The sequence below is a fragment of the Dyadobacter psychrotolerans genome (genome assembly GCF_004349265.1).
GTDB lineage: Bacteria > Bacteroidota > Bacteroidia > Cytophagales > Spirosomataceae > Dyadobacter > Dyadobacter psychrotolerans.
This window is the reverse complement of record NZ_SMFL01000002.1, coordinates 147,655-170,745: the sequence shown is the minus strand read 5'-3', so window position 1 is coordinate 170,745 and position 23,091 is coordinate 147,655. Positions and strand designations below refer to the sequence as shown.

The 23,091-nt window shown below is 42.9% G+C and carries 13 protein-coding genes; 4 read left to right on the top strand and 9 right to left on the bottom strand.

Annotated features, from left to right (window positions below):
- Positions 1-23 precede the first annotated feature (23 nt).
- On the bottom strand, positions 24-3,152 hold the full coding sequence (locus tag E0F88_RS04610) for a SusC/RagA family TonB-linked outer membrane protein (protein ID WP_131956948.1): 3,129 nt from the start codon (positions 3,150-3,152) through the stop codon (positions 24-26).
- Positions 3,153-4,063: 911 nt separating this feature from the next.
- On the opposite strand from E0F88_RS04610, the gene E0F88_RS04605 reads away from it, so the two are divergent.
- Entirely contained in the window at positions 4,064-5,815 is a 1,752-nt protein-coding gene (locus tag E0F88_RS04605; protein ID WP_131956947.1) for an ABC transporter ATP-binding protein, read from the top strand.
- A 290-nt stretch (positions 5,816-6,105) separates the two neighbouring features.
- On the top strand, positions 6,106-7,185 hold the full coding sequence (locus E0F88_RS04600) for a fatty acid desaturase (protein ID WP_131956946.1): 1,080 nt from the start codon (positions 6,106-6,108) through the stop codon (positions 7,183-7,185).
- 37 nt (positions 7,186-7,222) lie between these two features.
- On the opposite strand, the gene E0F88_RS04595 is transcribed toward E0F88_RS04600, so the two are convergent.
- Positions 7,223-8,941, bottom strand: a complete 1,719-nt coding sequence (locus tag E0F88_RS04595) for a GMC oxidoreductase (RefSeq protein WP_131956945.1) — start codon at positions 8,939-8,941, stop codon at positions 7,223-7,225.
- Positions 8,942-8,952: 11 nt separating this feature from the next.
- Entirely contained in the window at positions 8,953-9,474 is a 522-nt protein-coding gene (locus tag E0F88_RS04590) for a gluconate 2-dehydrogenase subunit 3 family protein (RefSeq protein ID WP_131956944.1), read from the bottom strand.
- A gap of 911 nt (positions 9,475-10,385) precedes the next feature.
- On the opposite strand from E0F88_RS04590, the gene E0F88_RS04585 reads away from it, so the two are divergent.
- A complete protein-coding gene (locus E0F88_RS04585; RefSeq protein WP_131956943.1) occupies positions 10,386-11,348 on the top strand; it encodes a sugar phosphate isomerase/epimerase family protein in 963 nt (320 codons plus the stop codon).
- Positions 11,349-11,424: 76 nt separating this feature from the next.
- Positions 11,425-12,384: a sugar phosphate isomerase/epimerase family protein gene (locus tag E0F88_RS04580; protein WP_131956942.1), complete on the top strand. Its 960-nt coding sequence runs from the start codon at positions 11,425-11,427 to the stop codon at positions 12,382-12,384.
- Positions 12,385-12,437: 53 nt separating this feature from the next.
- Here E0F88_RS04580 and E0F88_RS04575 read toward each other — a convergent pair whose 3' ends face one another.
- From E0F88_RS04575 to E0F88_RS04550, 6 genes are all read right to left on the bottom strand, one after another.
- Entirely contained in the window at positions 12,438-13,001 is a 564-nt protein-coding gene (locus E0F88_RS04575) for an RNA polymerase sigma factor (protein WP_131956941.1), read from the bottom strand.
- 81 nt (positions 13,002-13,082) lie between these two features.
- A complete protein-coding gene (locus E0F88_RS04570) occupies positions 13,083-15,569 on the bottom strand; it encodes a hypothetical protein (RefSeq protein WP_374756307.1) in 2,487 nt (828 codons plus the stop codon).
- A gap of 80 nt (positions 15,570-15,649) precedes the next feature.
- Complete coding sequence (locus E0F88_RS04565) at positions 15,650-17,332, bottom strand: RagB/SusD family nutrient uptake outer membrane protein (protein ID WP_131956940.1); 1,683 nt, start codon at positions 17,330-17,332, stop codon at positions 15,650-15,652.
- A 12-nt stretch (positions 17,333-17,344) separates the two neighbouring features.
- The gene (locus E0F88_RS04560; RefSeq protein WP_131956939.1) at positions 17,345-20,779 is read right to left on the bottom strand and encodes a TonB-dependent receptor; all 3,435 of its coding nucleotides are present in this window, start codon (positions 20,777-20,779) and stop codon (positions 17,345-17,347) included.
- Positions 20,780-21,070: 291 nt separating this feature from the next.
- On the bottom strand, positions 21,071-22,198 hold the full coding sequence (locus tag E0F88_RS04555) for a FecR family protein (RefSeq protein WP_131956938.1): 1,128 nt from the start codon (positions 22,196-22,198) through the stop codon (positions 21,071-21,073).
- 114 nt (positions 22,199-22,312) lie between these two features.
- Positions 22,313-22,921: an RNA polymerase sigma factor gene (locus tag E0F88_RS04550; protein ID WP_131956937.1), complete on the bottom strand. Its 609-nt coding sequence runs from the start codon at positions 22,919-22,921 to the stop codon at positions 22,313-22,315.
- Between the last annotated feature and the right edge of the window lie 170 nt (positions 22,922-23,091).

The following is a 23,091-nucleotide window of genomic DNA, read 5'->3' as shown; positions in this document are numbered from 1 at the left end:
TTTATTTGCTTTGATATCGTGATTTACAAAGTAGCCTGGATTCCAAATGACCAGCTCTTTCTGATTGAACCTGCGCCGTCGCCGTTTGTTCCGTTAGCAACCGTACCGTTCAAACCGGTTTCAGGGTCACTTCCTCTTTTAGCAGCTGCTCCCCATGTGAAAAGGTTGGTTCCCTGTGCAAAGAATTTGATGTTTCCAACACGCATTTTATCTGTAATTGTTTTTGGAAGAGAATATCCAAGAGACACATTACGCAGTCTTAAAAAGCTGTTGTCAAAAAGATACTGAGATGAACCAGATCCTACGTTAGTCTGGGTAAATTCTGAGATACGAGGGATTTTAGTGTCGGTATTCTCAGGCGTCCAGCGATCCAAAATGTCCGTAGCCATGTTAAAACCTCTTCTGTACCTTACACCTTCTGCGTAGTCAGCGTCATAGATTTTTCCGCCAATGCTGTAATACATCATCACCGAAAGGTCAAATCCTTTGAAAGTGAATGAGTTTGTCAGCGCTCCGAAAAGATCCGGAAGTGAGCTTCCCTGGAAACGTTTCTGATCGTTATTGTTTACATCTGCATAAACCTCGGTAACTTCTCTTCCGCCATCTGCATTGTATTTGTACCAGGTATTGTTACCCGTTGTAGGGCTTACACCAGCCCAGTCTACCAGGAAGAATTCGTAACGTGATTTGCCTTCAACCATTTTGAAACGACCGTCGATGATCTCGTTTTGAGGAAGACGGGTAATTTCGTTTTTGTAACGTGAAGCATTCAGGTCGATGTTCCAGGTAAAGTTTTTGTTCTTGAAAACATAAGTTCCCAATTCCAGTTCAAGACCAGAGTTTCTTACATCACCAATGTTTTCCGAGATGCTGCTCAAACCAACAGATGGTGCCAGCGGTCTTGCGAAAATAAGGTCTTTCGATGTACGGTTAAACCAGTCAACCGATCCGTGCAGACGACGGCCAAATAATTGGAAATCAACACCAATATCCGTCTGAACATTACTTTCCCAAACCAGATTTGGTGTTGGCAATTTTGAAAGCAATACACCCGGATCGTTGTAATCATTTCTTCCTGTTGCGTAAAGTCCCTGGTAAGCATAATATCCGGCCGCCACCTGGTCATTACCAACCACACCGTGGCTGCCTCTTAATTTCAGGTTATCGATCCATGAAACATCATGAAGAAAACGCTCCCCTGACATAATCCACGCTCCGCCCAAAGACCAGAAGTTACCCCAACGGTTGTCAACTGAGAACCGTGAAGATCCGTCTTTCCGGAAACTACCAGACAGGTAATATTTTTCATTGTAATTGTATTCTACGCGGGACAGATAACTCATCAGCCGGTAGTTGTCTTCAGATGAACTTGAAGCTGACATTTCAGCTGCAGCACCTAATTCATACAAACCACCAAGCGCAAATCTTTGTTTGGAAGCACTCAGATAGTTATAACGTGCACGGTACATTTCCTGTCCTACCAAAACATTTACATTGTGAAGACCAAAATCTTTATCAAAAGTCAACAGGTTATTGAAAGTAAATGAAAACCTTCTGTTGGCAGATCTTGAAGACCAGCCGCCGGTTGCAGCCGTTGAAGTCAGCGTAGCGGACTGATAGTTATGACCCGAGGTCATCTGATAATCTGTACTCAAACCACTTCTGAATTTCAGGAACGGCAGAATCTGTGCTTCAACAAAGTTTCTGGTTGACATGTTATCAACCTGGTTGTAGTCGAAGTTCCAGTCATAAGGATTTTTGTAATCGCTCACAAAACCAGGGTTCCAGCCTCTCCATTCAGTACGGGTTCTGTCACCGTAGTCCGGCATCAGGTTTCCGTAGGGATCACGTACGTAAGCATTATTGGTATAATCCCATTCGTAAACAGGATAAAGCGTTGGCATTACCCGCGTAAAACGCGCCTGTACATTTGGATTTTGCTGGTTGGAGTGGGTATAGGAAAGGTTTGTGCCAAGACTCAACCATTTGCTCACCTGCGAAGTAACATTAGCCCGACCTGAAAAACGGCCAAATTCCTGCACTTTAAAGCTTCCTTTGTCATTCAGGTACGATCCTGATATAAAGTAGGATGTCTTGTTATTTTCACCAACAGCACCGCTGATATCAAGGCTGTATTCCTGTCTCAAACGAGGAGAGAAATACTCTCCCAGCCAGTCACCTTCAAAAAGCTGGACTGCATCCGGTTTCAGTTTTCCATCCAAACCGATCGGTGTTGGCGTGTTGTATACATTTTTATTTTTGTCCTGAAAATATTCCAAAACAACGTTATCCGTTGCGTACTGCGCTGCAATTTCGGGCGAAATGCCCCGGTCAAGTCTTCCGTTTCTTAATGCTTCCCAGGAAACTTCCAGAAGCTGCTGCGGAGAAAGTCTGTCGGGATAAGAAACAGCCATGTCGGAATAACCGAAATTACTGCGGATATTGATAGAAGGCTTGCCGCTGGCTCCTTTTTTGGTTGTGATTACAAGTACACCATTTGCCGCGCGTGAACCGTAAAGTGTTGTTGCAGCCGCATCTTTAAGTACCGTCATCGACTCGATATCATTTGGATTGATCGAGTTCAAATTTCCGTCATAAGGCATACCATCCAGGATATAAAGCGGGTTGTTACCACCACCTACCGAACTTAGTCCGCGGATAACAATTGTTGCATCACTTCCCGGAGCACCATTGGTATTAAGCACCTGAACACCAGGACTTGCACCCTGCAAAGACTGTGAAATGTTCGTTGGCTGCGTTGACATAATACGTTCAGCGCTTACGACCGTTGCAGAACCTGTAAAGGCTTTTTTGTCAGAAGTTCCGTAGGCCGCGTTGATTACTACCTCCTGTAATGCGGTTGCATCTTCGGTTAAAAAAATCTCGTATTGGTTTCTGCTGTCTGTCTGCACAGTTTGCTTTAAGTAACCAATAAAAGAGACAGCCAGCACACTTTTGTCGGCGATTTGAACTGTGAAACTTCCGTCCGAGTTTGTCTGGGTACCGGTGTTTGTTCCCTCTACCCTTATGGTAGCACCCGGAACAGGCAAATTGTCTTTTTTGCCGATAACCTTACCGGAAACGGTTCGGTTTTGCGCCCAGGAAATCTGGGCCAGCATCAAAAAGGCTAGTAGATAAACATACTTTTTCATAAATGGTTATTTAAGGAGCAACATTTTAACTTAACTGGATATGTAAAAAAAAGGGTATTCAAAACAGGATCATCCCCGAAATCGAAAGATGTTCGGGGTAAAAATCAATGACTTGCGCACGGGCAGTCAAACATTTAATTAACACACACTACGATGCTCTTACAATTTCCCCAGCCAAAACAAAGACTGCAGAAACCCTGAACATGCACCACACCACAGAAACGGTATAAATAACTTTAATTCATTTTTACTGGCTATCAAAACACACCACTACACCAAGTTATGCATAGAAATTCTGCCCGGAGTTTAAACCAGAAAAGTTACCCATAAATAATAACGGTTTGTATTATACGTTAACCATAACAGGATATTTGTATTCTCATACGTGTGACACTGTAAATAGCAATTGACTATTTGGCAAAAGATTAATTATAGAATAAAAAAAATTGCTAAAATGACTAAATTCTTAATTGCCATAGTGACCTTTTCAGTTTTGCATGTACAATATTAGGCACATCGTAATTTGAATTATTGACGGATTTTAACTGAAACCCCGGCGATTTTAACAAGTATTGATAATTATTCTGTTGTTTACAAAAATCAAAACTGCATATATTGGTATTTTGCAATTAATTCCGAATAAAATATTGCCAAAATTGATTGCAGCCAGACATAACAGCGATACATTGTAAAATTCAACCTTCGTCAACTGTTCCAAATATTTCTTAACGCTTTAATTCAACTGACATTCTCCTGGCTTTTTTATCGTCAAACAACCCGTTTAACCAGAGAGAAGAGTCCAACCTTTCCTGCTGGCATAAAAATTAGATCTCTTGTTGCGTTTTCATTTCAACCCACAATTCTTTAAAAGTCAATTCCGCAAATTTGGATTGAAATACTAAAAACCTTACATGAGTACACTTTGGAAATACCTCCGGCCGCAGCGAAAACTAATTGCCATATCTCTTTTTTTAGCGGCAGCAGCACAATTGCTAACCCTTCTGGATCCGCTGATCTTCGGACGTATTGTTGATGATTATGCCGGCAACCCAAAGAATCTGACGGAGAAAGAACTAATCAACAGCGTTTTGTACTGGCTGTTGATTGCAGCCGGAATCGCGGTAGTTTCTAAACTTTGTAAATCCTGCCAGGAATACCTTACCCGCAAGGCGGTTGCTCATTTTGGGATGAACATTTTCAATGATGGCCTGAAACAAACACTCAGACTTTCTTTTCAGGAATTTGAAGAGAACAGAAGCGGTACAACCTTGTCTGTTTTGCAAAAAGTAAAAACCGATACGGAGCGTTTTGTCAATTCTTTTATCAACATCCTCTTTTCTTCACTCATCAGCGTTGGTTTCCTTCTTTGGTACAGTATAAATAAAAACTGGATGCTCATACCCGTTTTTCTGGTCGGTGTGCTTGTTCTGGGATCGCTTACCGGACTTTTATCAAAAAAGATTAAGAGCATTCAGCGCAGTATCAACAAACAAACCAATGCACAGGCCGGAATCATCACCGAAAGTCTGCGCAATATTGAGCTGGTAAAAAGTCTGGGCTTAACTTTTTCTGAAATCAGAAGATTAAACAAACAGACACGGGAAATTTTTGAGCTGGAAATGTTCAAAGCGAGAAAGGTAAGCATACTCACTTTTCTACAGGGCGTAACGCTCAACGTTTTAAAGCAGTCGATCCTTTTCATATTACTTTGGCTGATTTTCAGGAAAGTGCTTACGACCGGTGAACTGATTGCCATGCAGTTTATCTCCACGGCTATCTTTGGACCTTTGCAGGATTTGGGAAACCTGATTTTGCAATACAGAGAAGTTGATGCATCTGTAAAGATATTTGATCAGCTCATGCAGAAACCCGTTGAGCAGCGGCCCGAAAATTCTGTCGAGGTTGGCCCGTTGGTGAGTTTGCAATTCGACAATGTGATATTCCGGCACAAAACGGCCGGCTACAACGCCATCGATAAAATATCTTTCAGCGTTAAATCCGGGCAGACTATTGCTTTTGTAGGACCATCTGGTTCGGGGAAATCTACTTTGGTTAAATTACTCATAGGGCTTTACTTACCTGTGGAGGGAAATATTTATTTTAACCAGGAGAATTCCTCAACGATCCGTTACAATCCATTAAGACGGCAAATCGGGTTTGTAACCCAGGATACACAGCTTTTTGCGGGTACTATTCGGGATAATCTTTTGTATGCCAATCCGTCCGCAATTGACCTTGATATAACCCAGGCCTTGCAGAAAGCGTCAGCAACAGCATTGATTGCCAAAGCAGAAAAAGGTGTACAAACCGTGCTCGGTGAAAACGGGATGAAACTTTCAGGTGGTGAAAAACAGCGGATTTCTATTGCCAGAGCTTTACTGAGAAAACCGCGACTACTTATTTTTGACGAAGCAACCTCGGCACTTGACTCGCTGACGGAAGAAGATATTACTGCAACAATCAAAGATGTTTCTTCAAACGGCGAGCAAATGACGATCCTGATCGCACACCGGTTGTCGACGATTATGCATGCCGACGTCATTTATGTGCTTGAAAAAGGAAAGATTGTGGAGACGGGATCGCATGAGGATTTACTGGGTCAAAAAGGACTGTACTTTGCGATGTGGAGACAGCAGATTGGTGAAAGGCGTATTCACGTTTAATATAATATCCTCCGTTTACTAGTATGGAAAAATAAATATTATCGTATATCTATCGAACTTATTTTATATTTACCCAACAATTATTGATTTTCAGCGTTTTGTACTGGAATGACTTCACGATACTGCTAAGGTTAAACTCTGTTTACTCACTTGGTCCTTCAAACAAGTTTGACCCAAAATTCAATTCACTTTAAATTCTGCTTTTTGAGAACGTTCAACCTGATTACTAGACTGAACGATTTCTGACGGCGCATGCAAAGAATCCCGGCTATTCCATCTAACTAAATAATATGGCATTTATTGATATTGTACTCCAGCCGCCTTCGTACGGATGGAAAAACGCAGAAGGTGAACTGATTAAACCCAAACCGGGACAGATCATAAGCGAGTTTTTTTCAAGACTAAATATTTTCGCAGACAAGCGTAACTGGCTGCCTTTTATGAGCTGGATGAAGGTGCTTTGCATGGTGCCTTTTTTGTATTTATTTATATTTGAATATTTCACTTTGTGGACACTGCTGGCTGCTTTTCTGTACAGTATGATCATCATGGGAACACATGGTACGATCTGGCATCACAGATATTGCACTCACGGAGCCTATAAGTTTAGTAACGGATTTTGGCGGTTTTTCACTCAGAATCTGACTGTCAGCATGATACCGGAAGAGATTTATGTAATCTCCCATCACGTACATCACGCCAAGTCCGACCAGCCGGGTGATCCTTATAATGCCCAGGCCGGCTTCCTTTACTGCTTCCTGGCCGATGTCAACCACCAGCCGATTGCCAAGGATCTTAGTGAAAAGGATTACAACCGCGTTAAGCTGTTAATGAGACATACAGGTGTTACAGCCAACACGTATGCACAATATCAAAAATGGGGATCTTATATAAATCCTGGAAATGCGTTGCTTTCGTGGGTGCTCAACTGGGGTTTTTGGTATGCGATGTTTTACCTGATGGGCGGCCACGCATTGGCATGCTGTTTATTTGGTGCTGCGGGATTTTGGGCGGTTGGCGTTCGTACTTTTAATTATGAGGGACATGGAAAAGGAGAAAACGTTCAGCGGGAAGGCATAGATTTTAGCACCAAGGATAACTCAGTCAATCAGTTATGGCCAGGTATTGTGGCTGGTGAATGGCACAACAATCACCATTTATTCCCAAAAAGTGCCCGCAGCGGATTTAAGCCTCATCAGGTTGATCTGGCCTGGTACTATATCAAATTTATGAACAGCATTGGTGCGGTTAGTTCCTATAAAGATTTTAAAAAGCAATTTTACCTGCAATACCATTTGCCCTACCTGCAGGCAAAAACCAAATCTGAAAAACCCTCAGTTACTGTTCCAGCGTCTACCGTGCTGCAATAAGCTATGTAACGATCCAGATTTGGATCGTTACAAATTTTCACAAATTCCCTTTCTTCATTTCCCGTACCGCATAATCCGCGGCTCTTGCGGTGAAAGCCATAAAAGTCAATGACGGATTTTGGGTTGAGGTTGAGGTCATGCAGGCACCATCGGTTACAAACACATTCTTGCAGCCATGCATCTGATTCCATTTGTTAAGAACCGATGTTTTTTCATCCTTGCCCATTCTGACTCCACCCATTTCATGAATATCCAGTCCGGGCGCCTTGCCAACCAGATCATTCACCACTATATTTTTAAAACCCGCTTTTGAAAGCATTTCCGACATCTGCACCCCGAAATCCTTGATCATCTTTTCATCGTTATCGTCATATTCGACAGATACTTTAAGCAAAGGAATCCCCCAGGCATCCTTCAAATTGGCATCCAGGCTCACAAAATTGGTTTCCTTCGGGATCGTCTCTCCCATCATGCCTGTATTGACACGCCAGTTACCATACTTTTTATTGGCCAGACTGTCTTTTAATGATTCTCCGATCAAAGTCTCATCGTTATAGGTTACCCGGCTTGAAATAAAACCCGCAGCATAACCACGGAGAAAATTTGTCTCCTGTTTAAAAACATTTCGAAACCTCGGAATGTAGCACATATTAGGCCGAACTCCTGCCGTTGTAGTATCCTTAAATCCTTCATGCTCTGCAACAATATTGGTCCGGAAATTATGAAAAGCAACATATTTCCCAACCAAACCACTGTCATTTCCGATACCGTTCTCAAACCGGCTGGATTTCGAATTTAACAAAATCAGGTTGGTATTCAGCGTTGAACCATTTACAAATATGACTTTGGCAAAATATTCAACCATCTCTTTTGTATGCGCATCGATCACTCTCACGCCGGTTGCCTTTTGCTTTGCATCATCGTAAATAATCGAATGAACGACAGAATCGGGCCGTAATGTCAAATTTCCTGTTTTCTCAGCCCAGGGTAATGTTGAACTGTTACTGCTGAAATAACCGCCATACGGGCAGCCTCTCCTGCAAAGATTTCTATGCTGGCACTGCGCCCTCCCCTGCTCGACGTGTATCGGTTTTGGAACTGTTAAATGTGCGCACCTGCCGATCACCATCGGACGGGTATTTTTATAATTTATGGCAAGCTGTTTTTTGAAATGGTCTTCAATGCAAGACATTTCATGAGGCGGAAGGAATTCACCGTCGGGAAGCTGAGCCAAACCATCTTTGTTCCCCGAAATCCCGACAAATTTTTCCACATGCGAATACCATGGAGCCATATCCTTGTAACGTACCGGCCAGTCCACGGCGTAACCATCCCGTGCAGGACCATCAAAATCATATTCCGACCACCGCTGGGTTCCTCTTCCCCAGGTCAGCGACTTGCCTCCAACCTGATAGCCGCGGATCCAGTCAAATGGTTTATCCTGGATATAGGGATGCTCATCATCTTTGACAAAAAACTGAGCCGAATCTTCTGCAAAAGCAAAACAGCGCGAAGCAATCGGATTGGCTTCTTTCACTGCATTGGGAAGCTGACCTAAATGATCGAACTCCCAGGGATTTTTGAAAGCGGTTGGGTAATCGGTGATGTGATTCACGGCACGTCCGCGTTCCAGTACCAGCGTTTTTAAACCGCCTTCGGTTAATTCTTTCGCTGCCCAGCCGCCGCTTATTCCGGAGCCGACAACGATTGCGTCAAAAGTGCGATCCTTAATCGAGTTTATATTTAAAAATGCCATATCGCTGATAACTATGATTTGCTGACCGGCACACAGCCGTTAAAAAAGCCCGGGTTCATATTATAATGCTGAATATTTGTCATCACGTACTCGGAATTCTGATATCCGACAATGGTCAGCGCTTTGATGATTTTTATAAAGTCAAGCTGCATTTGCTCTTTTGATTCCTGCATATTTTTCAGAACCAGTTCACGTTCACTTTTGCTGCCTGAAATGAAATTTTTGTTATGAAGACCTAACGCAACCTGATCAACAAGCGCCAGTCCTTTGCTAAAAAGATTCTGATCATTTTGCACATAACAATCCCTGATCATGCGCATAGCGAAATGATCCAGTTTGAGTGATTTGGCACCCGGCGTAGCAGTTTCAGGAATAAAGGTCTCCATGATCTCAGCAATAAGCTTCTGATCGTCGGCACGGGGAAAAATTCCTTTTATTGAACCGGCAGATTGTAAACTCTTACTCCACGTCACGTCCGCAGCCAGAACGCCTGCAGTAAGCAAAAGGTTTTTTAACAGATCACGGCGTTTCATTTTCTTTAATTTATTTTGACAGAGGAAATCTCTTATTGATGGAAGAACTTTGTCCCGGGTCCCTGTATGAATAAAGAGTGAAACAGTGTTTATTACCCCAGGCAAATTGAAAAATATTTATTGTTTTTTTATTTGACGAATTTTGAAATGATTTTTAATACAAAGTGGTCGTTTCAGAAATCGTTAACGCAATTCCACGATACGTTCCGATGGAACCTAATTGTCGTTGTTTATTCTTCTTCTACCGACGAGATGTTCCTAACGGAACATGAAAATCGAAATCAACAAATCTCATTAACTATCCAGATTACAAAAACATGCTCTTAATCTTAAAAACTAATTGTCGGCAAAGCCGTCTCCTGTTTATATTAATCATTTTCAACGAGGCTAATCCATGGCTCCATAGGAACTTCCTTGCTTTCAGGAAACTCCTATGGAGTTAAGTTTGAGTTTAAACAGGGCATTTTCTATAAACAGGGGGCTCCAAAGAGCCATTTTCAGAAAGTGCCAAACGTGTCACATAAATCTATTCCTTAGAGCTTCTCAAATTTCCTCAATAAATCTTTGTTTTATTTTAATGTAACCGGGTGTTATGTTTGGTATCGAGCCCAGGTCGCCGGGCGCTCAACGTAAGGCTTTCAACAATTTTATATCAAATTAAACAGGCTCTACATTCAACATAAAAACAAAATCTCCAATATAATTCCAGGAATGGCTTCATTTTCCATAGGAACATTTCCCCGGTAGCAAAAACAGAATGAAACCGAAATTGATCCTTCCGTAGGCACGACTTGTGATTTGCACTTCACAAATAATTCTTTCCAATTTATCTGGGGTAATTATGTCAAATCTGCTCTTTGTATAGTTAGTGACAAAAACCAGAAAACCGAATCGTAAAAATCCGAAACTACATGTCAGACGCTGATATACAACATCAAAATTCCAGAAGAAACTGGCTAAAAAAATCTTCGCTTCTTGGCTCTGCCCTGTTAACCGGACACCCTGCACTGACTGAAACAAAGGCAAAAAAAGTAGTACGGCGTTTACCAATCAGCGTTTCATCCTTTTGTTACTGGCATTTCAAGGAAGTAAAATACCCGATTGAAAAAGTAATCGAAGATGCAGGCCGATTAGGATTTGACGGCGTGGAAATACTGCATAAACAGATGACCGACGAATCGGTTTCCTATCAAAATAAGTTGAAGAGAATGGCTTTTGATAACGGCTTGGCACTCCCGTTACTTTCGATCCATCAAAGCTTTGTCAATCCTGACGATGAAAAGAGAAAAGCAGATGTGGAGCATACCAAAAGATGTATCGATATGGCTGTTCAAATGGGCATCCCGTGCGTGCGGATGAACACCGGAAGCTGGGGTACGGCTGTGAGAAATACCGAATATTTTAAGACCGGGGCCGAAACACCGATAAAGGGTTATACCAATGAAGATGCAATTAAATGGTGTATTGATGAAATGCATGAATGCCTGAAATATGCTGAGAAAGCGGGGGTTGTACTTGCCATTGAAAACCACTGGGGACTTTCTTCTGATATCGATATTCTGATCAGAATTTACAAAGAGCTTTCAGGATCACCATCGATGGGTATGAATGTCGACACCGGTAATTTCGTGGGTGAACCTTACGCGCAGCTTGAAAAACTGGCTCCTTACGCAACGATCGTTCAGGCGAAAACTTATTATGGCGGCGGAGAAAATTATGACAAAGATCTCGACTATACCCGGATCGGGAAGATCCTGCAAAAAGCCAATTACAACGGATATATTTCTTTGGAAATGGAAGGAAAAGAAGATGCTAAGACGGCAGTCCCAAAAAGTCTGGAGGTGTTAAGAAAGGCGTTCACATTTATGGCTTAAAAACAATTTGTGCCCTTGATTGAATACCATAGACATACTTTTATCTTACAAACGACTATAAACTAAACACTTAAAAATGGAAGACTTACGTACTAATTCAAGAAGAGATTGGCTTAAAAAGACTGCTTTGGCAGGTTCGGCTTTCATGATGAGTGAACCTATAATAGCCGCCGTTAAACCCGTTGCGAAAACGATCGTCAGGCGGTTACCGATAAGCGTTTCAACATACAGTTACTGGCATTTTAAACCAACCATATTTCCAATTGAAAAAGTAATTGAACAGGCTGCCAGGCTTGGTTTTGACGGAGTTGAGATATTACACAAACAAATGGCAAATGAAACGGTAGCCTATCAGAACAAACTGAAACGGCTTGCTTTTAATAACGGACTTGCCATGCCATTGCTTTCCATTCATCAAAGTTTTGTTCAGCCGGATGCAGCAAAAAGGAAAGCCGATGTTGAACATACAAAACGCTGCATTGATATTGCTACGCAAATGGGGATTCCCTGTGTTCGCATGAATACGGGAAGCTGGGGAACAAATAAGGGAGATGCAGAGTATTACAGAACCGGTTTTGAGCCGCCGCTTAAAGGTTTCACGGATGAAGATGCGATCAAATGGTGTATAGACGAATTGCAGGAATGTCTGAGATATGCCGAGAAAGCAGGAGTTACCCTGGCACTGGAAAACCATTGGGGACTCTCTTCCAACATCGATTACCTGCTTCGGATTTATAAAGCTTTACAAGCATCTCCTGCCATGGGAATGAATGTGGACACGGGAAATTTTGTAGGAGAACCTTACGCACAGCTTGAAAGACTCGCCCCTTATGCCTCGATCGTTCAGGCGAAAACTTACTACGGTGGCGGAGAAGTTTATGACAAAGATCTTGACTATCCGCGAATCGCGAAGATTCTTCAAAAAGCAAATTTTAATGGTTACGTCTCTTTGGAAATGGAAGGAAAAGGTGATCCGAATACTGCTGTTCCAAAAAGTCTTGAAGTATTAAGAGAAGCTTTTACTTATACGGTATGAAATAAAAATGCATCCTTACCGGTTTCGGCAAGGATGCACAAAATATTTCTCTTTTATAAAACGCTAGTCTCAAAAAGCTGAAACGATTTTTGAAGCGTAGCAATTGCCCTATAGATTAATTTATAAACTGCATGTGCCGTAATTCCCATCAGAAGTGATATTTTATCAACATCGAGTTCTTTAAAATATCTTAAATGAATAACCTGGCTTTGCCTTCGAGATAGCGATTTTAAAGCGACATCAAGTGTTTCCTGGTTTCTTTTAAAACTTTCGGTACAAATCCATTTCTGTTCTGCAGACTCTTCCTGATTAAAATCATCGGTATAAAAAGACTTCTGGATCCGGTTTAATTCCTTCAAAATTTCTCTTCTCAAACACCGGAACAAATAAAACCTGATTGAATCCGTATCACTTAGTTTTTGTCTGAATTTCCAAAGCGATACAAACAGATTCTGGATAGCGTCTCTGACAATTTCCCGATCAGATTGCAAATGAAATCCGTATTCAAAAAGTACAGGAAAGTATCGGGAGTAAAGAGATGAAAATGCGTTACTGTCGCCTTGCTTTAAACCGTTCCATAAAAACAAGTCGTTATCGGAGGATTGATTTATCACCATATTTTTTTCGACGGTTTGTTTATTCCAACCAAAAGTTTATCACTGAATGACCGGATTTTCGGCCATTCAGTGATCTTTATCCTATTCGTAAATAAGCCATGAAGTTGCCTTGCAATCCTGATCCGCTGAGAAACGTATCCAGCGGGACTGGAAGGAATCAGGAAAAGTATAATCAACTGTTTTACCAGCCGGAACCACAATTTCCTTATAAGTCATCCAGGGCCCGTGACCGACCGGTTCAACCTGCACTTTAAATGTTACTGGCTGTTTGCTGTCATGAGAAAGTTTTAGTTTTCTCTTGTCATAAAAACCAATCAGATACGCATCAGAAGGAATATCTTTTTTCACCGATGCATCTTTCCATGGACCACCCTGCCCTGTTGGTTTACCCAGTTTCCAAAGATCGTCGATCGTTCCTGCCCACACACTTGCCCTACCGTCTGCTGACTTGATAATATGTTCACCCGCTTTCGCATCATTGTTCAAACCTGTCATAACCAGCAAACCTCTGTAAGATGCAAAATCGTAAACACTCAGCTGATGCGAAGAAACCGGTCTGATCTTGGCAAAACCGTCTGCATTTTCAGCAGGCAATTCGTAAAATGTTCCGTGTACATTCATCAAGTCACGCTCTGTTGCCACTTCACGCACAACCCTAAGCAAATTGCTATTGGTTTTTTGGGTAAATGCTGCGCTTCCTAACGGCAAACGCCATCTTCTGTCCAGATCATCCACGATTACAACCGATGACTCGTCAATCGTTACTACATTTTTGGGAAGCACAAACTTTTCGCGGATGAAAGAAGCTGTTTTTGCATCTTCCTTTTTTTCCAGTTTCATATCGGCATTCAGCTCGTAATAACCACTTTCTTCAAATTTGCCTTTTGACACTTTTCCTGCCAGCAAACCCATGGCGCGTCTGTTGTCTCCCAGACCGTACATCAATCCGGCCGAATAATCTGTACCGCTTAGAGTGGCCAGTCCGTTAAACATCGGGTCAACAGATTTGGTAAACCTGTCCGTATCCGTATAAGAAAAATGAACCGTTGCTTTGGTAGAATTATTACCCGTAACACGAATCCACTCACCCTTTTCAGCCGCATCGAAAACGATATAAACTGCTTTGCCAGGCTCCGCAATAATTGTTTTAACAGAGCTCCATTGATTTTTTCCTTCTTTATCAACTTCAAAATTGAAAGTAACGGGTGCATTTCCCTCGTTGAGAATCCATGCCATACGGTGTTTCCAGCCTGCGAATAAAAAAGGCTCGGATGCCTTCGCTTTTTCTATATTTTCAGAAATCCAAACTGCACCTTCCGCCGTATTTGGTCCAAGCTGATCGGGTTTTTGAAGAGACGTAAACCAAAGATTGGAATTCGATTGACCAGGACCTTCGATAGCTCCTTTTGCTTTCCGCTTGTTCAAAAACTCCTTTTGAGCTGAATCATCACCACCGAAAACAAGCTGATCCTGCCATCTTGTAAAATCACCAACGACTTTCAGATAGGCCGATCCCGGACGGATTCCTGCACTGTTTGTTGAATTAAAAGTCCCCGGGAAATGCCAGAACATACCATGCATTGTCATCAAATAATCTGGTTTGGCAGCAGTTCCCACATCTCTGATTCGCGGCCATTCCGTGTTCCATCCATGTGCACCGTCGTAGGTGTGACTTGCCTTTGGTAGTCTGTAAAACGACCATTTACCATGATCCCGGCTACCCAGCAGCACGGATTTATGATCCCAGCCCGTGGCCCAGATCGGATCGGTGTCAGGATTTTTATTTCCATAGATTCCACCCGGACCGGTCACCTCTACAAACTGATTTCTCCGAACGACTTTCCAGCTTTTGCCATCCCATTCGGACAACGAACCCGCTTCGATATCAAAGTCTGTCAATGCCTTTGGTCCGGATTCCCCGTTGTTGGAAAAAACCATCACGCCCTGTCCTGAATACAACCCCTTTCCATGAGCCCCCGGTAACAGTTCTCCCGGAGGATTCGGCGATGCACTGGCCTTGTTTCTTTTGTTAATCACATTGCCGTCTTCATACAGAATGGTCGGTTTCAAAGTTTTTACATCCACATCGTAAAAGCCCTCTTCCATGGTTCCGTAATAGATTTTATTAGCCGGATCTGTCAAATGCCGTGCGTTTCCGGTGTGCCGTCCCGGCATTATTTCCCAGGGAATCACACGTACTTTTCCTTTGTCATCAATCGCATAAGGTCCGATAAAAAGCTGCTTGCTTTCGGTATGGATCATCCGGTTAGCAGGCGTTCCACCAATACTTTCCGGGCGTACGATTTGTTTGCGATCCGGTGTAATCTCATAGAGTTTATCCGAAGAGCCAAAAGGCAAATGGGGCGCATAAGTAATCACCCAAAGTCTGTTTGCCCACGGAACAACCGCTCCCGTACCACATTCACCTTCATTGTTGTACATCGCGAGCTTTGGGTAAACGCCGCTGATAAATGGCTGCTTCTCCGTCTGCGCAAATAAGGGACTGATTGTTGCGGCACTCATTGCCAACGCTAAAACTGCGGACTTTATATTCCGTTCCTTTCTCATACTATTTTATTCGCTATTCTTATAAACATTGAAAAATCTGTCTGAACATGGTTTTGCCATGAAACGCTATATCAATCAGATCAGTAATTTGGATTTTGCTTTAAGCCGCTGGTCAGTACTTCCGAGGTTGGGATCGGCCAGATGTACTGGCGCGCATCAAACTTGCGGATTGCAATTTGTTTAATGAGACCTGCCGTAAACATAGGTGTAAAATCAGCTACACCATCATCATCAACTGGCGGTGTGGAAGGGAAAAACCAAAGACCCGGTTTTACCACTTTCGTGCGCAGATCCGCAGGATCCAAAAGACCGTAATTGACTTTATTCAAAACTTTCTCCGCAAGTTTCCAGCGAATGATATCCATATAGCGTACACCTTCGAGGGCAAATTCCATCCGGCGTTCAATACGAAGGGCTTTGCGAAGTTCGCTTTGTGTCATCGTTTTCACCGCAGGATAAGTGGCTGCAGTAAGGGCAGCTCCATAAGCTCTTGCACGAACCGTGTTGATGGCGTCAAGTACAGTCTGGTCAATTTCATTAAGTTCAATTTTTGCTTCTGCATACATCAAAAGCACGTCCGCATAACGAATAATGATTTTATCAGGCTCGATCGTCCATGAATTTAGCAGCCAGTCACTGTCAATTCCTTTTTTGAATACAAGTCCGTTAAACGAAGCAAACTGAGCTACCGAACGTGTGTCTTTGTTTTCAACATACTTATTGTCAGCCACTTTGAAAACAGTAAGGGAATCAGGATGCGGCTGGTAGGTATATCCCAAAAAGTTAGTCTGGAACTCCACGATTGTTGCCTTACATCTTGGATCTCGGTTTAAGAAAGGTTTACGCGGATTGAAAAGCGGTGACTCGTCAATCGGCAGCCCATCCGTGCAAAGAAACGAGCAGAATAAATCCCACGAAGGATCTTTGGCGCCAAATCCGCCGGGGTTGCGTGTTACATAGTCCTGAATTCCTCCCTGAACAACTTTTAATGTAATGGAACGTGGAAGACCAAAAACTGTTTCAACCGAATTCTTAGTTTTGGCAATAAACAGATTGTCAAAATTGCTGTGCAGGCTGTATGCTTTTAAATCCATACATGCTTTTGCTGCGGTTTTTGCCGTTGCCCAGTCTCCCATCTGAAGTGCGATTCTTGCCTTCATCGCGTAGGCCGCTCCTGATGAAGCTCTTTTTAACTCCGAAGCGGTGAAAGTTGTTTTTAAAGTAGCGGCTGCAAAATCAAAGTCCGCATAAATTTTAGGCAGCACCGTTGTACGGTCTTCCTGTTTTAAAGTCAGCGCTTCTTCAATATCCAGACTTTTCTCCGTGTAGACAATGTTTCCGTAGTGAGAAAGTAATCTTGAATACTGACAGGCACGAACAAATTTTGCCTCTGCAATGTACCGGTCCATTTGCTGCTGAGAAAGCACCGACGATGCACGTCCAACGCTGGTAATTACCGTATTAGCCCTGGCAATAGCCTTGTAGGTATTTGTCCACCAGCTGATCACAAAATCGGTTTGACCGTTTAAAGTCGATCCGGTTACAGGCGACAGGCCGTCACGGAAAATGAAATCATCTGTCCATTCGTCGCTGTCCTTCATCCAGAAAGCGTCTTTGTACAAGCCATTGAGCGACATTTCAATTTCTTCCGCGGTAGAGTTCCAGGTTTCGCTGGAACCGTCTGAGAGCGGATTTAAATCCAGTGAGCCGCAGGAAGCAAGAAAAATCGTGCAGATAGAGGTAATAAATATTTTAAATCTCATGATCGTTCAGTTTTAGAATTTAACAGATGCGCCAAAAACAAAGGAAGTCGTGATTGGATAAGCCAAAGCATTTTGCTCAGGATCCCAGCCTTTTGGAAAACGGTCCAGAGAAAAAAGATCCGTTACTGTTCCGTACAAGCGCACACCTGAAATATGAATTTTATCAGTAAGTGTTTTTGGAACATTATAACCCAGACTGATATTTTTCAAACGTAAATAACCTCCGTTAATCATCCAATAGTCAGACATCACGTAATTGTTTGTTGCTGAGGTATTTGAGTAGCGCGGATATTGAGCCGCAAGGTTTTGCTCGGCAGTATTGTAATTGCTCCAGCTTTTACCATCGATAATGGTTTGAAAATTCCCGAAGTTCTGGCGGTAAGGCTGAAGAATGTCCGGACCTAACCTGGAATTCTGTTTGGCCACACCCTGAACTACAAAAGAGAAATCCCAATTTCCATAGCCCAACTGAAAATTAGCTCCGAACATAAGTCTCGGCAGTGAACCGCCTAACAAAACACGGTCGTACTCAGGAGAAATTTTGCCATCCGGTACGCCATTTGGTCCGCTGATGTCTTTGTACCGGATATCACCCGGTTTCATATTGGCATTTAGTTTTGCAGAGTTGGCAACTTCGTCTGCGGTTTGGTAAAGGCCTTCTGAAACATATCCGTACCATTCGTTAAACTCACTTCCCTGGAATTTGACCTGATCAGCTAAAAACTGAGTGCCGCCCAGGTTTCCCATTTTAGATTTAAAATCTGAAAGGTTAAATGATGCTGAATAGCGGAAAGCACCTGCTTTATCGTTCCAGCCCAGCTGCGCTTCCCAGCCATTGGTAAACATTTTACCTGTGTTTTGATTAGGGTTTTCAAAACCAATGTAATCCGGTATTTCCAGCGGAAGCAACATATCTTTGGTTGTTTTACGGTAATAATCTCCGGTAAAACGAAGCCTGTCGCGGAAGAAATTCATGTCAACACCTATGTCATATGACTGCGTGGTTTCCCAGGAAATATCACGGATTGCATACTGTGCCTGCTCGGCAGACTGAGCCGAAACAACATTATTACCCTGATAAAATAAAGCACTGGTTTCAAAATTCAGGAGTGCCTGGTAGGGATAGTAGCTGTCCGCAATACGCTCATTACCAAGTGACCCCCATGAAGCACGCACTTTAAACAGAGAAAGCCAGGAAGCGGTTGATTCCATAAATTTTTCGTCTGAAACCGTCCATCCCGCCGACACAGAAGGAAAAGCACCCCACCTGTAATCACTTGCAAAACGTGAAGAAGCATCATAACGGATATTGGCCTGTAACAGATATTTTCCTTTGAAATTATACATTACGCGCCCAAAGTAAGACCGGTAAGCACTTTCAAATGCACTGCCGCTGTTATCGCGAAACTCTAATGGCCCAAGGTTTAGATAAGGATAAGATGTAAGCTGATATTGCCCTCTCGAAGCGCCCAGCAATTCGTCCGATGCTTTATAAAACTCATAACCTCCCAGAATACTCACACTGTGGTTGCCAAATTCTTTAGAATAGTTAGCCAAAAACTGCGTGGTATAACGATAATTGTCATTGCGTGCTTCCTGAAGTTTGGTTTCTGTTGCACCTTCTATGTAACCAGAAATCGATCCCGGGTTGTTGTAAGACGTGTAAGGTACTTTTTTGGTAAATATTTTCCCCTTGTCAAAATTCAGAAACGGAGATACAACGCCCGAGAGTTTCAAGCCGTCAACGGGTGTAAAATCAAGGCTCATTTTTCCACCGATTTGATTTGACCAAAGGTTGTTAAAACCGCCGTTTTTAATCAAGGCATAAATATTTGCTCCGTCTTTACCTGCTCCAACGCGCCCGTCAGACCATTCAGCAGCAAAAATCGCCGGCATCATTCCCATCCTCACAATAGGATAAGTCATCGCGTTGGGTGTTCTTACATCCGATACTGGCTGGGTTGAAAAAGCCCGACGGAAATTCATATCAACAGTAGCCGAGAGATACTTGTTTATCGTAATATCATTGTTAACCCTAGCCGTTATACGTTCGTACGACCGCCCGTCATAAAGTCCGTCTGACTTGTCATAACCAAACGATACGCGGGAACGAAGTGTCTTGCCGGCTCCTGAAATGCTCAGGATATGGCTGCGCCTCGGAGCTGAATTGTTCAGGATCATTTTCCTCCAGTCCGTGTCGGGATACTGGTCCGGATTTTCCTGATGAAGCTGCGGATAATTGTCGATGAGATCTTTGGCAAAGGCAGGATACTGGTTTGCTCCGTTGCCATTGTCATTCCATCTTAGTTCATTAGTCAGCTGCATGTAACGCTGCGCACCCACATAAGTAGGAAGCCGTGTGGCTTTCTCGATACCATACTCAAAAGTATAATCCAGATTCAGCTGACCATCTTTAGCACGCTTGGTCGTCACCAAAATGACCCCTGCTGCCGCACGTGAGCCATAAATAGAAGCCGAAGCAGCATCTTTCAAAACAGAAATATTATCTACATCATTGGGATTAATAGAATTAATATCATCAACAGGAACACCGTCCAAAATGATCAACGGGTTGGCGCCCGCATCGTTGATCGTTGTCACTCCCCTTACGCGAATGGAAGCCGTAGCGCCCGGTGCACTGTTGCTTCTTGTCACCATCACACCCGGCATGGAGCCTTGTAATGCCTGTGAAATTTGGGTTGTCTTACGGTTTGCGATCATATCGCCCTGTACGGTCGACACTGCTCCGGTCAGATCTTTTTTCTTAACTGTTCCGTAGCCTACCACCACAACTTCTTTCAGAGAGCGATCCTCCGGAGTCATTTTAATGGACAGTGCAGTTTGGTTACCAATGATTTCTTCCTGGGTTTTGTAACCGACAAAACTAAAAACCAATACCGTCTGACCTAAGGCGCCTTCTGGAATATCCAGTTGGAAGTCTCCTTCTGCGTTCGTGTTCGTACCCGTTTGTGTCCCTTTGATCACTACGCTCACACCTGGTAAAACCAGTCCGACTTCGTCAAGAACCTTGCCGGAAATATTCTTTTTAGGCGCGCTGGCAGACGGTGTCTGTTCCGGAAGAGTAATTAACCTTTTAAGGATTATGATCTTGCCAGACACTTCATATTGCAGACCAAGCGGCGTCAGGATATCGTCCAGCGCTTCCGAAAGAGGTTTGTTCTGTACAGTGACAGTCACCTTTCTGGTTGATTTGATCAGTTTTGAACTAAAAACAAACCGCACATCCGCCTGCTTTTCCATTTGGTTAAGCACTTTTTTCACCTCGCTTCCGGTTGCCGACACCGAAACTTTCTGACTTAACAACGACTGGGCGCTGCCATCATGCGCGTAAGCGGCCCCAAACAAAATCAGGGCAAAGAAGAGTTGGGTAGCTGTTATTCGCATAGTCCAAAGTAATACCTGTCGGTACTTTAAAGGTTTCTTCATAAATTTGATTGTTTTGAAATAATGAAAAAAATGGCAAAACACACCCTGTCTCCTTTTGCAAGGAAATGACGCCAATCATACAGGGTTTTAATTCAGGGCCGGAAGTGTTCCACCATTTCCGGCCCTTTTCTTAGGGTTACTCTTTTACTTAATTAACGGTTTAGGAATAGTCCCATGGTTGTGGCCACGGTCGATATCAATTCCCTGGGGAATCTCCCCAGGCTGAGATGTAGGCCTTTCAGGCCCAATTCTTAATTCTTAATTCTTAATTTCTCCTTCCTCCATTCTCCCCTAATTCCTACAACCCTTACTATGAACAATCACCTGTCCGTCCAGAATCTCGTAGGTTGATTCTACGGCTGAGCAAATAATTGACAGTTTTTCATGTAATGTCTGATTGTCGAGCGTTGCCGTCAGCGGACATTCTTTTAATAAATCCTCATCAAAAAGTATATCAATTCCATAAGCCTTGCCAATCGAAAGGAAAGCTTCACTGGCCGGGGTATCTTCAAATTCAAAATGAGGTATCTGCGCTTTTGGCAAAATAATTTGCGGCTTCTCAACCAGCGTTTTCACCATCCGCATCTGATCGCGCTCAAATATAATTTTCTGATTCGGCGACAATACGATTCCGCTCAACTCCCGTGACCGGATCTTGGATCTTAGGTTCGGATCTGATTTGGCAAATACAGACACCCTCCCTGTTTTCACCTCAACGGTAACCTGCCGGGAAGAATCAAATGCTTTGATCGTAAAACTTGTACCAAGCACTTTGGTAATCAGTTCATTGGAATAAACAAAAAACGGCTGCTGCGGATCTTTGGAAATTTCGAAAAACGCCTCGCCATGCAGAGAAACTTCGCGCTTCGCTCCCGAAAACTTTTCAGGATAACTAATCCGGCTTTTGGGTGCAAGCGTTATCCGGCTGCTGTCTTCAAGCCATACCTCCATTGGCTGTGAACTATCGTTGACTCTTTCAATCAAACCCTTTTCAACCTTACCTGATAACAGCGAAGCAATTTTCGATTCAGAATTTTGAAAACTTCCGTCATAAAATTTCAACCATAACCCGGCGGCCACGATAAGCAACACCGATGCTGCAAACTGAAACCAGGATCGTTGATAAAATCTGTTTTGTGCAACATCCGTCAATATCGTTTCACGCTCATAAGGCTGATTGATACTGCCGACCGTCTTACTAATTATCCGTTCTATTTCCCTTGACGAAATCTCCGTATCCTGTACCTTTAATGCCAACACAGTTTGTCTTGCCGTATAAACCAGATCAGAAATTTCAGGATTTTGTAAAAGCCAGTCATTCCAAACCTGATCGCTTTCCCTGGTCGGTGTTAGCACCCACTGCCTGAAAAAGCTGTCCCAGACAAAATCCTCTGACTTAAAATTTTTATATTGGTCCATAAAAAATTGTGTGTCTATTTAAGGATAGACCAAAACAGATCGGGGATACCAATAAAATTTAAAGTATTTTAAAAAAAATCGAAAAACGATTGAAGCAGCCAGGATACCCAGGCGCTAAATGAACAGATGGATGGTCAACAAAATCAGAAATTCGGCCTTCCAGTATGTGCGAAGCTGCTTAATTGCGATTTGCAGTAAATTTGAAACCGTCTGCGGAGAAACTTCCATCACCTCGGAAATCTGGTTGCGATCCAAATCCTGGAAAAACTTAAGATATACAACTTCCTTCTGACGACGGGGAAGTTCACTAAGCATCTTTCTGACTTTCTCGGTCAGCATAAAAGCCGACTCACTTTCAATGTAGTGCTCTTCTACGGAAAACTCGATTTCAAAAACTCCTTCATCTTCCGGAGAGGCATTATCAAATAACCGTGATCTGGTAGTTGTACTGCGATGCATCAGCCTGCGCAAAGAAGCCATCAGATACGATTTCACCACAATATCCGAGCTTAAATTTTCCCGTTTTTCCCAAAGAATCAAAAACAGATCCTGAATCGAATCTTTTACAAATTCCTTGTCTTTGGAAAACTTACTGCCATACTGAAAAAGTGAGCGAAAATGGGTGGACATCAATTTCTCAAAAGCCTCCGGCTGGCCAGCAAGGAACCGCTGCCAAACCAGTTTTTCGTCAGACGATCCCGGATACGGGTAGGAGAAGTCCATGAGGTTTTGCCGTTATAATTTTCAAATAAACACAAACAACAGCCAAATCACAATGTTTACAAAAAATTAAATTGCTCCAAGCAGAATTGTAGATGATCCTCCAAAAGTGCAAAAAGCAGTTTTAACAACAAATTTGGCATAAAAAACAAAAACACTGGCAAGGTTTCTGG